The 13953-nt window shown below is 65.7% G+C and carries 13 protein-coding genes; 1 reads left to right on the forward strand and 12 read right to left on the reverse strand.

From position 1 onward, the window contains the following. Position 1: 1 nt before the first annotated feature. The gene (locus SPR01S_RS00970; RefSeq protein WP_066583616.1) at positions 2 to 1330 is read right to left on the reverse strand and encodes an erythromycin esterase family protein; all 1329 of its coding nucleotides are present in this window, start codon (positions 1328 to 1330) and stop codon (positions 2 to 4) included. A 339-nt stretch (positions 1331 to 1669) separates the two neighbouring features. On the opposite strand from SPR01S_RS00970, the gene SPR01S_RS00975 reads away from it, so the two are divergent. Beyond that, complete coding sequence (locus tag SPR01S_RS00975; RefSeq protein WP_066583618.1) at positions 1670 to 2473, forward strand: universal stress protein; 804 nt, start codon at positions 1670 to 1672, stop codon at positions 2471 to 2473. A gap of 364 nt (positions 2474 to 2837) precedes the next feature. Here the strand turns inward: SPR01S_RS00975 and SPR01S_RS00980 are convergent, their stop codons facing one another. From SPR01S_RS00980 to SPR01S_RS01030, 11 genes are all read right to left on the reverse strand, one after another. Then, positions 2838 to 3950 carry a zinc-dependent alcohol dehydrogenase family protein gene (locus tag SPR01S_RS00980; protein WP_245661818.1) on the reverse strand — a complete coding sequence of 371 codons (1113 nt, stop codon included), beginning with the start codon at positions 3948 to 3950 and terminating at the stop codon, positions 2838 to 2840. Positions 3951 to 4021: 71 nt separating this feature from the next. After that, positions 4022 to 5236: a molybdopterin molybdotransferase MoeA gene (locus SPR01S_RS00985; RefSeq protein ID WP_066583621.1), complete on the reverse strand. Its 1215-nt coding sequence runs from the start codon at positions 5234 to 5236 to the stop codon at positions 4022 to 4024. Continuing rightward, positions 5233 to 5775, reverse strand: coding sequence for a molybdenum cofactor guanylyltransferase (gene mobA / locus SPR01S_RS00990; protein WP_066583624.1), 543 nt, complete (start codon positions 5773 to 5775; stop codon positions 5233 to 5235). The genes SPR01S_RS00985 and mobA overlap by 4 nt, the downstream gene beginning before the upstream one ends. Further along, positions 5772 to 6536: a formate dehydrogenase accessory sulfurtransferase FdhD gene (gene fdhD, locus SPR01S_RS00995; RefSeq protein ID WP_066583627.1), complete on the reverse strand. Its 765-nt coding sequence runs from the start codon at positions 6534 to 6536 to the stop codon at positions 5772 to 5774. Before fdhD ends, mobA begins: the two co-directional genes overlap by 4 nt. Before the next feature lie 44 nt (positions 6537 to 6580). Further along, entirely contained in the window at positions 6581 to 6811 is a 231-nt protein-coding gene (locus SPR01S_RS01000) for a formate dehydrogenase subunit delta (RefSeq protein ID WP_066583631.1), read from the reverse strand. A 10-nt stretch (positions 6812 to 6821) separates the two neighbouring features. Continuing rightward, complete coding sequence (gene fdhF / locus SPR01S_RS01005; protein WP_066583633.1) at positions 6822 to 9668, reverse strand: formate dehydrogenase subunit alpha; 2847 nt, start codon at positions 9666 to 9668, stop codon at positions 6822 to 6824. A gap of 5 nt (positions 9669 to 9673) precedes the next feature. Beyond that, on the reverse strand, positions 9674 to 11233 hold the full coding sequence (locus SPR01S_RS01010; protein ID WP_066583635.1) for an NADH-ubiquinone oxidoreductase-F iron-sulfur binding region domain-containing protein: 1560 nt from the start codon (positions 11231 to 11233) through the stop codon (positions 9674 to 9676). Next, complete coding sequence (locus SPR01S_RS01015) at positions 11230 to 11649, reverse strand: NAD(P)H-dependent oxidoreductase subunit E (RefSeq protein WP_066583752.1); 420 nt, start codon at positions 11647 to 11649, stop codon at positions 11230 to 11232. Before SPR01S_RS01015 ends, SPR01S_RS01010 begins: the two co-directional genes overlap by 4 nt. A gap of 159 nt (positions 11650 to 11808) precedes the next feature. Beyond that, the gene (locus SPR01S_RS01020) at positions 11809 to 12696 is read right to left on the reverse strand and encodes a LysR family transcriptional regulator (RefSeq protein WP_066583637.1); all 888 of its coding nucleotides are present in this window, start codon (positions 12694 to 12696) and stop codon (positions 11809 to 11811) included. A 69-nt stretch (positions 12697 to 12765) separates the two neighbouring features. Further along, positions 12766 to 13155: a hypothetical protein gene (locus SPR01S_RS01025; protein WP_157081827.1), complete on the reverse strand. Its 390-nt coding sequence runs from the start codon at positions 13153 to 13155 to the stop codon at positions 12766 to 12768. Between the two features lie 160 nt (positions 13156 to 13315). After that, positions 13316 to 13870 (reverse strand): hypothetical protein, encoded by a 555-nt coding sequence (locus tag SPR01S_RS01030; RefSeq protein WP_157081829.1) that lies wholly within the window; start codon positions 13868 to 13870, stop codon positions 13316 to 13318. Positions 13871 to 13953: the final 83 nt, after the last annotated feature.

The raw sequence follows: 13953 nt of genomic DNA on the forward strand, positions 1-13953 counted from the left end.
ACTACAGCCCGAACGGCCAGGTTTCGGGGGCGCCGCGGGCGTGTTCAGCGCCAAGCGGCGTGACTGCGTTCGTTCGCGCGAACCAGACGAACGCGTCGAACTGGTCGGCCATGATTGCCTCGAAATAATGGCTGAGGCGCTCGGTGTCGGGGCGGTAAATCACCCCGATCGCGCGCTCGAGACGCGGTTGCCGCAATGCCGCGATCAAGTCGGCCTTGCCTTGGGGATCGCGCCAGTCGACCATGAAGCGATCGAGGCCTGTCGCGCGAAAAGCGCTTTCGAAACTGTCCGGCCGCGCAGGCGTCACCTGCTTGATCTCCATATCGCCGTTCCATGCGCTGGCCGCGGCAACCGTGCCGGTATCGGTGCCGAAGCCGACCAACACGGCCTCTTCGCCATGGGCCATCCGGCACAGCTCGCCGATGTTGAATTCGCCCTGCCACCCCATCGCCGTCGCGGCCGCGTTGCCGATATGGCTGTTATGCGCCCAGACAATCGCCTTGGCGCCCTCGCCATGGTGCGCGAGCAACGCCTGGAGCGTACCGAACATATGCCGATCGCGGAGATTCCAGCTCTCCGCCGAGCTGCGATACATGGCGCGATAATAGCGCTCGGCGGCGCGAACGATGCGCGCGTTCTGTACGGCGTCGAACCATTGCTCGCCGTCCTGCGCGATATAATCCACACGCCGATCGAGCAGGTCACGCAATTGTGCGACCGCGCGCTCCTCGCAATCGCCCTTGCCGGCCTTCAATGCAGCACGGCCATAGTCGCTCGGCTCGTCCTGCCAGGGCGTCAGGCAGCCGTAACGCCGACGCGCTTCCGCCGCGGCGTCGGGATCGACCGTGTCGAGATAGGTCAGCACCGCGTGGATCGACTCGCTGAGCGAATAAATATCGAGCCCGCGGAACGACACGCGGTCGTCCGGGTCGCGCTCGGCATTGTGCCCGCGCAGCCAATCGGCGAATTCCAGCACTTCGATGTTACGCCACATCCAGGTCGGGAAACGGATGAACGGCTCACCGCGGCGCGGACGGGCGGCTTGGTGGCGGACATAATCGTCGATCCGGGCGGCGTCCGGCCAGTCGGCTTCGACCGCGATGATCGAAAAACCATGATGTTCGATCAGGTGACGCGATATCGCCGCGCGCGCACGATAGAATTCGGCCGTGCCGTGCGTGGCCTCTCCGAGAAGGACGATGCGCGCATCGCCGAAGCGGTCGAACGAACGCCCGAAAGCCGCGCTGTCGGTGGGATACGGCAACGGCTCCGCGTGATGCCGGAGCAAACCGACCAGATCATTGCGAGAGGGGTGCGGCAGGTCGGCCATCCTCTGACGATGCGGTCCGCTACGCCACTTGTCTGTCCGTAATGTTCCGCAACGTCGCTTCCCGCGTCAGCCGCCTTTCCACGGCGTGATCAGGCCACTTTCCGTCCGGAGTTGGGTACCGACACGTGTGGGATATTGTCGCAATGGAGCCATCGGCCCTCGAAATCCGCCTAGGTGCCGGCCCGATCGATCTACTGGCTTTTTACGGGCCGGGTGCCGGATCGTTGGGTCGTGATCGACCCGAGCTGGCACTTCGCCCGCGGCGCATCCGTAACTCCACGCATATCGTGGCCCGCGCATGCATCATAGACCGATGCCGCCCCCTTTGCGGAGACGGTAATGAAGAATATTCTGCTGCTCATTCACGATGATACGGGTCAGGAAGCGCGGCTTCAGGTCGCGCTCGATGTCACCCGTATGCTCAATGGGCATCTGACCTGCCTCGACGTGGTAATCCCGCCGGCGGCGATGACCGACGACATGTTGGGCGGCACGGTCGGGGTAGTGCTCCTGGCCGACGAAGTCAGTCGGGAAACACTGAACCGCACGCGTATCGAGGATCGGTTGGCGCATGAAGAAGTGTCGTGGGAATGGGCAGAAGCGACCGGCCGGATAGCGCCTAGCCTGCGTGACGCCAGCCGCTTTGCCGACCTTATCGTCGTCAACCGGCAACTTCATGACTTCCCGGTGCCCGACATGCGCGCAGTCGCCGCCGAGGTGATCGCCAGATCGCGCAAACCGGTACTTGCGGTACCGGAGGACGAGCGCCGCCTCGACACAGAATGCGCGATGATCGCCTGGAACGGATCGACGTCGGCAATGGCGGCCCTGCGCCAGGCGATCCCTTTGTTGGCGCGCAGCGAACGTGTGCTGCTCGTTCAGGTCAACGAGGGCGCCGGCGACGGCTCGGCCGAAGCTGCCGCCAGCTATCTATCGCGCTATGATATCCATGTGCGGATCGAGCGTATCGCCGCTTCGCCCGAAGGCGTCGGCCCGACATTGGTCGACCAAGCCGTGCGGCATCAAGCCGGGTACATAGTGGCGGGAGGTTTCGGGCGTGCGCGGCTGGCGGAGACATTGTTCGGTGGTGTGACGCGCGAATTGCTGACCAACGCTCCCTGCCCGATCTTCATGGCGCATTGATCCGCGAGGAGCGCTAAACGCACCTCGCCCCGAGCGGCATGCGCCACCCAATCGTGCCGGCGCACCGCAGGCCATTGGAGAGAATTGCGCCCGCCTGGACATTGCGAAGGCCGAACGCGCGGCAGGTGTCCGCGCTGTCGCTCCGCATGAGTCTTTCGCGGAAAGCTATGCGCACCCCGCAAAATGACCACGAGGATCTGGCCGCCCTCAATCGGGCAGCCGTTGCTAAGAAGATGGTCCGGTTCGACGCATCTGCAATCCACTGAATCGTCATGCATCGCGGGCGAACTTACGCGGCGCCCACCGTTTCGCCGCATATGCCAGTACGCATTCGATCTTCGTGAGCCGTGCCTAGGGCCCCGACCTAAGGCGTGATGATCACCTTCAACGCCGCGGTATCGGCGGCGCGCCCGAACGTGTCATACGCGTCGAGCACCTGGTCCAGCGTGAAACGGTGCGTCACCAGCCGCCCGGCGGCAAGCGTGCCCGCCGAGACGGTCTTCAACAGCAATGGCGTGGTGGTGGTATCGACCAGGCGGGTGGTGATCGCGATATTGCGCGACCATAAGCGCTCCAGATGGAGATCGGCTTTCGCACCATGGACGCCGATATTGGCAATGACGCCCCCTGGCGCGACTAGATCCTGGCAGAGCTCGAACGTAGCGGGGACGCCGACCGCCTCGATCACCGTGTCGGCACCGCGATTCTCGGTAAGTGCCATGACCGCCGCGATCGGATCGGTCGTCCCGCTGTCGATCACGGCCGTGGCGCCGAACGACGACGCGACTTGCAGTCGTCGCGGGTCGACGTCGATCATGATCACGCTCGCTGGGGAATAGAATTGCGCTGTAAGCAGCGCGGCGAGCCCGATCGGCCCCGAGCCGACGATCGCGACGCTGCCGCCCGGCGCTACCTTGCCGTTGAGCACACCGCATTCATATCCCGTCGGCAGGATGTCGCTGAGCATGACGAGGGCTTCCTCGTCGGCACCGGCGGGGATGTGGTGCAGGCTCGTGTCGGCGTGTGGAATGCGGACATATTCCGCCTGGGTGCCGTCGATCACGTTGCCCAGGATCCAGCCGCCGGTCTCGCAATGCGAATACATGCCGCGCCGGCAATAGGAACAGCGGCCGCAGGCGGTGATGCAGGAGATCAGGACATGGTCGCCACGGTTGAAAGAGGAGACCCCGGCGCCAACCGTCTCGATCACGCCGACCCCTTCGTGGCCCAGGATCCGGCCCGGTTCGCAGGTCGGCACGTCGCCCTTCAGGATATGAAGGTCGGTGCCGCAGATCGTCGTGTGCAGAATGCGCACGATCGCGTCACCGGGATGCTCGACCTCGGGCATCGGCCGCTCCTCGAGCCGCTTGTCGCCGACGCCGTGATAGACCAGTGCTTTCATCGCGATATTCTCCGATCGCTCGCCGCCCGATTGGGCAATGTCGCGGCAATGGCGGTTCGGCGCTTGTCCGAACATTGGTAGTTTTACCAAGGACCTCGGGGTCGATCGGCGATCGTGCTGGGGAGGCTGGATCGATATGCTTTGGTCTATCCCCCGGCAAAGCTCGGGGTCATGGCGAAACAGGTCCAGCCGGCATCGCCGTCCGGACCAATCGAGCGCACGACCCAGCTGTTGCAATCCAACAAGGGGCGCATGGTATGCGAGCGCTGATCGGCCGCAAGGGTGACGGCCGGCGGCGGGCCGGGATGCCATCGCGCCTTGAGGATCCGAGTACCGACATTGTCGGGCCCGCCGGGAGCGTCGATCGCGACCGCCCATCCCCGCTCGCGCTGCAAGCCGAGCATCGCGCGGATTGCAGCGATCACGAAGAAGCGCGCACTCACCGCGGCGGCGACCGGATTTCCCGGCAATCCGAAATACAGGCAGCCATTGGGCAAGCTGGCGAAGAGCACCGGCTTGCCCGGGCGCATCGCCACGCCGCGGAAGTGGATTGTCGCGCCCAGCGCCTGGAGTGCGGCGGGCACCTGATCATGATCGCCGACCGAAACGCCCCCGGTTGAGATGATCAGGTCCGGCGCGGCGGCCAAGGCCTGCTCGATGCTCGTCACCAACGCGCCGCGATCGTCTGGTGCTGGTGTGACGAGTTGCGGGGCAAGGCCGGCCTGCCGCATCATCGCCGTGATCATCGGTCCGTTCGAATCGTGGACGAAATGCTCGCCCTCTCCCCGCGCCCGCCGCAATTCGTCGCCCGTGGTCAGCACGACGACGCGCGGCAGCCGGATCGCATCGATCTCGGGAACGCCGAAACAGCATAACGCTCCGATGACTTCAGGCGTTACCAACTTGCCGCGCACGGCGACGAGATCGCCTTGCCGCGCATCCTCGCCCCGGCGGCGGATGTTACGTCCGAGACCGACGGGCTCGGTCAGCAAAATCGCCGGTCCGTCGCGAACGACGCGCTCCTTGGCGACCACGGCGTCGAATGGAGGGACTATCGGCGCCCCGGTGCTGATCGCGCAGGCGCCGGGCGCTGAGACCAGGCTTGCCGCCGCGCCGGCCCGGCTTTCCCCGATCAGGTCCAGCCGAACCGGCCTGTCGAGCGATGCATTGGCGGCATCGGCGGCCACGATCGCGAATCCGTCCATCGCCGAACAATCGAACCGCGGATAATCAGCCTGAGCCACCACACCCGCGCCGATGATCCGGCCGAGCGCCGCATCAATTGCTACGGGTTCGACCGGCATTGTCGGGGCGACATTCTCGATGCAGCTGAGCGCGGCCGAAAAATCGATGCGATTCATCGGTCTGCCATACCACGCAGCACGGCAAGATCGTCGGGCCGATTGACGTTCGGGATGGCCGGCCAGCCTTCGAGCGCCTCGGCGCCGATCGCCTTCGCCCAAGCCCTGACAGCGAGGTCCCCGCCGCCGCCGAGATAATCGCTGAGGTTGTTCGCCAACGCGCTGGGCCATAGCCCGATCACCGGCGTGCCGGCGACGAAGCTCGCAACGCGGCGCCCGGCGAGATCGGCGAGCAGACCGTCGGGGAGTGACGGCGTATCGCAGGGGAGCGTGAGCACCGCATCAAAATGGCGATCCCGGGCGTGACGCAACGCACCGCACAATCCGCCGAGCGGGCCGAGCCCGGCCGCCGGCCAGTCGGCTATCGAGACATAAATCGGGTGGTCGCGCCCGACGACGGCGATGTCCTCGCTGACCGGCCGCAACGCCTGGGCGGCATGATCGAGCAAGGCCAATCCATCGAGCATCGCGAGCGCCTTGTCGTGGCCGAACCGGCGCGCCTGCCCCCCGGCGAGGACCACGCCGAGCAGCCGGGTCATGGTGCCTGCTCGAGCAGCGCATCGCTGCGCGCCAGAACGACGAGCCGAAGCCCCGCCTGGGCCGCGCGCGCCATGGCTAGGTCGGTCGGTGCCGAGATCGTCACCAGCATCGGACATTGCGCGAGGACCGCTTTTTCGACCAGTTCATAGGAGCAGCGCGACGACAGCAAGGCGAAGCCGCCATCCCAGGTTCGGCCGGATCGCGCCATCGCCCCGATCAGCTTGTCGAAGGCATTGTGGCGGCCGACGTCCTCGCGAACCTCGACGACGGCACCTTTTGCGTCACACAAGGCGGCGGCATGAACCGCGCCGGTTTGCTCATGGAGCGGCTGGCGCCCGCGCAGCCCGGCCAGCGCGGCGAATATATGCTGGGGCGCGGCGCGCGACACCGTTTCGACCCTGGGCAGCGGCCGGATCGCCTGTTCGAGATTTTCGATGCCGCAAAGCCCGCAGGACGATTCCGACACGCGGTGTCGCGCCCGTTCGACCAACGCATCGGCGCTTGACTGCGCGAGCGATGCGCGGACCACGTCGCCACTGGGCGTCGCATGCACATGGATCGCCTCGATCTGATCGGCATGCTCGATCAGCCGCTCGCTCAGCGCGAAGCCGACGACGAAATCCTCGATATCGAGCGGCGTCGCCATCATCACGGCATAGCCGATGCCGTTGAACTCGATCGCCAACGGCCGCTCGATCGCCACCGCCCGCTCCACCTCGCCGAAACCCGACCCGTCGGCGGCATGGCGGCGAAAGCGCATGGCAGAAACGCCGGCGGTGCGAAAACGGTCGGGCGACGTTTCGGTCAATCGGCCCGTTCCGCATTCTCGCGGAGCAGCCTAACCGCACCCCTGGCGGTATCGCTCAGATGCTCGCCGCCGCGATCGAGATAGCCCAAGATCGCCTCGCGCATCCGGGGATCCCAGAACTGGCGGATATGATCCCGGGTCGCGGCCACCGGGCGGTCGGGACATTGGCTGGCGAGCTCGCGTGCGATCTGGTTGGCCATGTAGACGAGATGGTCGGTGGTCGACATCGCCCGCGCCTCACTCGGCCGCTTCGTGAAGGATGCGGCGCGAGCGCTCGGCCTGCGCCTGATAGCTCTGCTGCCAGTCACTCGGTCCGTTCGATATCGCGACCTGGACGGCCGTGACCTTGTATTCCGGGCAATTGGTCGCCCAGTCAGAATAGTCGGTGGTGATGACGTTGGCCTGAGTCGCGGGGTGGTGGAAGGTCGTATAGACAACACCCGGCGCGACGCGTTCTGTGATCAGGGCACGCAAGGTCGTCTCTCCCGCCCGGCTGCGCAGGCTGACCCAGTCGCCTTCGCGGATGCCACGATTCTCGGCGTCGTGCGGATGTATTTCGAGTCGGTCCTCCGGGTGCCAGACGACATTGTCGGTGCGCCGCGTCTGGGCGCCGACATTGTATTGGCTGAGGATGCGCCCGGTGGTCAGCAGCAGCGGGAAACGCGGCCCGGTCTTCTCGTCGGTGGGGATGTAATCGGTGACGACGAAATGCCCCTTGCCGCGCACGAAATGATCGACATGCATGGTCGGCGTGCCTTCGGGCGCGGCCTCGTTCGCCGGCCATTGCATCGACCCCAGGCGATCGAGCGCGTCATAGCTCACCGCAGCAAAGGTCGGCGTCAAAGCGGCGATCTCGTCCATGATTTCCGACGGATGGGTATAGCTCCATTCGAGCCCGATCGCATTCGCCACGAGCTGGACGATTTCCCAATCGGCATAACCGTTGAGCGGCTCCATCACCTTGCGCACGCGCTGGATCCGGCGCTCGGCATTGGTGAAGGTGCCGTCCTTTTCGAGAAAGGTCGAGCCGGGCAGGAAGACGTGCGCGTAATTGGCGGTTTCGTTGAGGAACAGGTCCTGCACGACGACGCATTCCATCGCGGCGAGCCCGGCCGCGACATGGTGCGTGTTCGGATCCGACTGCAGAATGTCCTCGCCCTGGACGAACAGCGCCTTGAACGTCCCGTCGGTCGCGGCGTCGAGCATATTGGGGATGCGCAGACCGGGCTCAGCGTCGAGCGCGACGCCCCAGGCACGTTCGAACATTTCGCGCGTCGCGACGTCCGAAACGTGGCGATAGCCCGAATATTCGTGCGGAAAGCTGCCCATGTCGCACGAGCCCTGGACATTGTTCTGGCCACGCAGCGGGTTCACGCCGACGCCCTCGCGGCCGATATTGCCGGTCGCCATCGCCAGATTGGCAATCGCCATGACGGTCGACGACCCCTGGCTATGCTCGGTGACCCCCAAGCCATAATAGATAGCGCCGTTGCCGCCGGTCGCGAACAGTCGCGCGGCGGCGCGCAGGTCGGCGGCGGGCACACCGGTCAACGCCTCGGTCGCTTCGGGCGATCGCTCGGGCTGGGCGACGAATGCCGCCCAATCCTCGAACTCGCTCCAGTCGCACCGCTCGCGCACAAAGGCCTCGTCGGCCAGTCCCTCGGTCACGACGACATGCGCAATCGCGGTCAGCACCGCGACGTTGGTGCCGGGACGCAACGGCAGATGATACGCCGCGTCGATATGCGGTGTGCGGACGAGATCGATGCGCCGCGGGTCGATCACGATCAGCTTCGCGCCCTGGCGCAGCCGCTGCTTCATCCGGCTGGCAAACACCGGATGGCCGTCGGTCGGGTTGGCGCCGATCACCATGATGACATCGGCATGCGCGACGCTGTCGAAATCCTGCGTCCCCGCCGACGTCCCGAACGTGGTTTTGAGGCCGTAGCCGGTCGGAGAGTGGCAGACCCGCGCGCAGGTATCGACATTGTTGTTGCCGAACCCCTGGCGGATCAGCTTCTGAACCAGGAACGTCTCTTCGTTGGTGCAGCGGCTCGAGGTAATGCCCCCGACGCTGTCCTTGCCATATTTGGCCTGGATGCGGCGGAATTCGCTCGCTGTATGAGCGATCGCTTCGTCCCATGATACTTCGCGCCACGGCTCGTCGACCGACGCGCGGATCATCGGGTTCAGGATACGGTCGCGGTGATTGGCGTAACCCCAGGCGAACCGCCCCTTGACGCAGCTATGCCCGCGATTGGCCTTCCCGTCCTTCCACGGCACCATGCGGACCAGCTGCTCGCCGCGCATTTCCGCCCGGAAGGTGCAACCGACCCCGCAATAGGCACAAGTCGTGACGATCGCCTTGTCGGGCGTCCCTGCGGCAATCACCGACTTCTCGATCAACGCTGAGGTAGGACACGCCTGCACGCAGGCGCCGCACGACACGCATTCGGACGCCAGGAATCCGTCGTCCTGGCTGGCGGCGACCTTTGAGCCGAAACCGCTGCCCTCGATCGTCAGCGCGAACGTCCCCTGGATCTCGTCGCAGGCACGCACGCAGCGCGAGCAGACGATGCATTTGGCAGGATCGAAGGTGAAATACGGGTTGCTCTCATCCTTGTCGGCGACGAGGTGGTTGAGCCCCTCATAGCCATAGCGGACGTCGCGCAGGCCGACCGCGCCGGCCTGATCCTGCAATTCGCAATCGCCATTGGCCGAGCAGGTGAGGCAATCAAGCGGATGATCGGAGATGTAGAGCTCCATCACCCCGCGCCGCAGTTTGGCCAGCCGATCGGTCTGCGTCCGTACGACCATACCCTCGGCGACCGGAGTGGTGCACGATGCCGGATAGCCGGTTCGGCCGTCGATCTCGACGAGGCAGAGCCGGCACGAACCGAACGCCTCGAGCGTATCGGTCGCGCATAATTTCGGAACATTGGTGCCGACCAAAGACGCGGCGCGCATGATCGACGTCCCTTCGGGCACGGCGACGTCCTGGCCGTCGATCCTCAGCGTCACCATCGCCGGCGCTGCCGCCGCTATCGCCTTGGTGCCGAGATCGCGCTCGCCGATCCATGCCATGGTCGTTACTCCGCCGCCGCCGAGGAAATAGGCGCAGCCGCCGCGCCGAAATCCTGCGGAAAATGGTCGAGCGCGCTCAGCACCGGATAGGGTGTGAACCCGCCAAGCGCGCAGAGCGATCCGAACTTCATCGTATCGCACAAATCGCGCAGCAACTCGATTTCCTCCTCGGCGGGCCGTGTTCCGCGGGCGATATTGCGCATCTGGGGAAGCCGTTCGACCGCGTCGGCGGCACGGTCTTCGCCGGCGATGAGGCGATCGATCAGCTCGACTCCGCGCGTCGATCCGATCCGGCACGGCGTGCATTTGCCGCAGCTCTCATGCGCGCAGAATTCCATCGCGAAGCGCGCCATGTGCGCCATGTCGACAGTGTCATCGAACACCGTGATGCCGGCATGGCCGATCAACCCACCGGCTGCGGCGAAGGCCTCATAGTCGAACGGCAGATCGAACATCGAAGGCGGGAAATAGGCGCCGAGCGGGCCGCCGACCTGTACCGCCTTGACCGGACGGCCGCTTTCGGTGCCGCCGCCAATGTCCATCACCAACTCGCCGAGCGTGATGCCGAAGCCCGTTTCGAACAGCCCGCCATTCCTGACATTTCCTGCCAGCTGCACCGGCATGGTGCCGCGCGACCGGCCGAAGCCGATCGCGGCATAGGCCTCGCCGCCTTTGCTCAGGATGAACGGTACCGCTGCGAGGCTCAGCACGTTGTTGATCACCGTCGGACGGCCGAACAGCCCGGCGATCGCCGGCAGAGGCGGCTTGGCCCGCACCTCGCCACGTTTGCCCTCGATCGAGTCGAGCATGGCGGTTTCCTCGCCACAGACATAGGCGCCGGCCCCGACCCTGACTTCCAGTACGAACGGCGCGACGATAGATGCCGCGCGCGCGATCGCCTCGCGCATGGTGCGGATGGCGAACGGATATTCGGAACGGATATAGATGTAGCCGCGCTCGGCCCCCACCGCATGGCCGGCGATCGCCATCCCCTCGATCAGGCAGAACGGATCGCCTTCCATCAGCAGGCGGTCGGCGAAGGTGCCGCTGTCGCCCTCATCGGCATTGCAAACGACATATTTGGTCGAGCCCGGCGCGTCGTGGACGGTCTGCCATTTGATTCCGGTCGGAAAGCCGGCGCCGCCGCGCCCGCGCAGGCCGCTCGCCTTGACCGCATCGATCGCGGCCTGTGGCGGCATTGCGCGTGCCGCCGCCAGTCCGCGCCAGCCGCCATGCGCTTCATAATCGTCCAGGCTCAACGGATCGATCACGCCGCAGCGGACAAAGGTGAACCGCTGCTGCCGCGCGAAGAACGGCACGGCGGCCACGTCGCCGAGCCGCGCGGGATGGCTGCCGTCGAGCACCAGGGCTGCGTCGGCGGCCGCGACCGGCCCGAATCCGACCCTGCCCTCGGGCATCTCCACCTCGACCAGCGGCTCCAGCCGAAACAACCCGCGGCTGCCCGTCCGCACGACATCGGCGCCGGCATTCGCGAGAGCCTCGGCCACGGCGTCAGCGCCGAGCGCCACCGCCGCCATATCCTGGCTGACATAGACGCGCGTCATCGCATCAGGTCTCCGAGCAGGCGATCGAGCGTCGCGGGATCGATCCGCGATACCGGGACGTCGTCGATCATCGCATTGGGACCGGTCGCGCACAGACCCAGGCAATAGACGGCGTCGAGCGTCACTCGTCCATCCGGGCTGGTCTCGCCCATCCGCAGGCCCAACCGTTCGGTGGCGGTACGCTCGACCGCCGCGGCGCCGCGCGCCTGGCAACTCTCCGCGCGGCACAACCGCACCCGATGCCGGCCAAGAGGCCGGCGACGGAAATCGTGGTAGAAGGTCACTACGCCGTGGACGTCGGCGCGACTGAGATTGAGCGCAGACGCGACCGCCGGCACCATCAGGTCGTCGATATAGCCGAATTCCTCCTGCAGCGCGTGGAGCATCGGCAACAGCACGGTCTGTTCACCGCCCATATCCTCGACCAAGCGAGCAACGACTGCGGCATAATCGTCCGCATGGGTCGCATCGCCAGCGATCGACCGGTCGTTCCGTGTCGCATTCACCGGGAGATTAGGAGCCCGGGCCGGCGCCAAGTCAAATCGACAATCCTTGATTTCAATAGAAAAACTCTATCACAACAAGGCCGCCAGCGATCGGGCAGTCGCCAGAGCGGCACTCGCCAGCGGGCCGATCGGTGCGCGGTCCAGCACGATCAGGCCGATGTGGCTCGGCGGAAGGGGGTCGTCGAACGGCACGATCCTGGCCCAACCGCCGCTGGGAACGATTTCGGCATATGTATCCGGAACGATCGTCGCGAACGGCCCAGCCTCGACCATCGCCAGCAAGGCGACATAGCTGTCCGCGGTCGCCGTCGGTCGCACGGCCAGCCCTTTACGCAAAAGATGGTCGTCGAGGATGCGCCGGTTCTGCATGCCTTCGTGCAACAGGCAGAGCGGGAAGGACAGTGCCGTCGTCCAATCGATCGCGGCGCAATCGTCGAGTGCATCGCGGTGGCACAGGAACATCGCCCTTTCGGCATAAAGCGGCGCTGCGAGTACCGAAGTCGGCGGCTCATGATCGAGATAGGTGATCCCCGCGTCGAGCTCGAATGCGGCAAGACCGCGCTCGATCTCTCGCGACGTCAGCGATCGCACGGTCGGTACCAAATTCGAATGGCTTGTCGCGAGCGCGCGCGCGAATTGCCCGACCACCGGCATCGCGGCGGGAATGACGCCGAGGCGTAGCGTGCCGGTCAGCGGCCCGTGCGCCAGCTCGGCGGCGTGCTCCAGTCCCTCGATCATCGCGATAGCCTGTTGCGCCCAGGGCAGCGCCGCGCGCCCTTCGTCGGTCAGCCCGGTAAAGCGCCGATCGCGCTGGATCAGCCGTCGACCGAGCTGTTCCTCCAGCGCGGAAATACCCGCCGACAGGGTCGGCTGCGACACGTTGCACGCCGCCGCCGCCCGGGCGAAATGCCGTTCGCGCGCGACCGCCACGAAATATTCGAGCAACCTGAGGTTCACGCCGCATCGATTTACCGCGCGACGGCAGGTGTCAACCGGCGGCGCCCGCTGCGGACCCCGGCGGCGCTGCTACAATGGCCCAAACACGCGGTGGAAAAGTCGAGCCAGAAGGGACGATCCCGGCGGCGGCGGGCGATGAGCATCCCACGGGTCAGTTTCGCCCGATATCGCGCCGCCGGTCCGGTTCGGCGATCTCAGGCTGTCCAGATAGCGCTGCCTCGCCGGTTCGAACGCCGCCTCGATGCCGCGGCGGATGTCGATCAGCGGGTAGTCGAGCGCACCTGTATCGCCGAACCGATAGGTCTCGGCGGGAAAATCGATCAGCACGGTCAATGTTCCGCCCTGATCGTAACGGCGCAAGTCGAGCCGCAACCCGCTGCTGCCGACCCACGCTGCCAGCGCGTCCCAACTTGTTCCCCAGAGGTCGAGTATGACGTGCCCGGTCGCGACCTCCGTCAAGCGCGGGGCGTGAGTCCATAGCGACGGGCTCCATTCGCCGATCAAAAGCTCCAGTTTGATCGTCTGGTCAGGCGATAATCGCGTGTCGCAGGTGGGCGGTGGCCGGCTGTCGTCACGAGTCGGCGGCGCCCAAGGTCCGGAAACGTCTTGCGGCATGGGATTAGCGGCTAGTCGGTTGCGGAGCAGCCGACGGCGCGGCGCCGGAGGCTGTAGGGAGCCGTCCGGTAGAAATGGCCACGCCGAACATCCGCCACTCGCCTTCGGTCCATTGATATAGCATTTCGAAATCGAGCGCTGTCGGGCGCAGCGGAAAGCTGCCCTGGACCTGCAGCAAGCCCGGCCGGATCAGCCGAGGCGGAGCGCGAAACACCGGCGTCACCAGCAATGTCCGCGTCAGGTCGATCCTGTCCGCGCGCAAACGCGTGAAAATGGCCGTCAGCCTGGTCGTATCGTTGGCCGCTTGGAATGCCGGCGCGGCGTTATCGCGCAATACAGAATAATTGCCCGACGCGATCGCCCCCTGGACGGTGACCATCGTGGTCCACACCATGCGGTCGATGTCGATCGTCGCCGGCATCGGTGTTGCAGAGGGCGCCGGCGGCGTTACCCCGGGCGCCAGCGAGGAATCTTTTTGCGCCGCCGCATTGCCCGGCAGGGTCACGCTCATGGCAGCTGCCAGCAATGCCGGAATGCTCCAGTGACGGTGAAGAATCATGATCGCTGTCCCGAAGTCGTAGGAGTAGGGAGGACCGGTCGGCGCATCGGGGTAAAGACGCGCAGCCCGGCCCTCCGGCACGG

This window comes from Sphingomonas pruni NBRC 15498 (assembly GCF_001598455.1).
Classification (GTDB): domain Bacteria; phylum Pseudomonadota; class Alphaproteobacteria; order Sphingomonadales; family Sphingomonadaceae; genus Sphingomonas; species Sphingomonas pruni.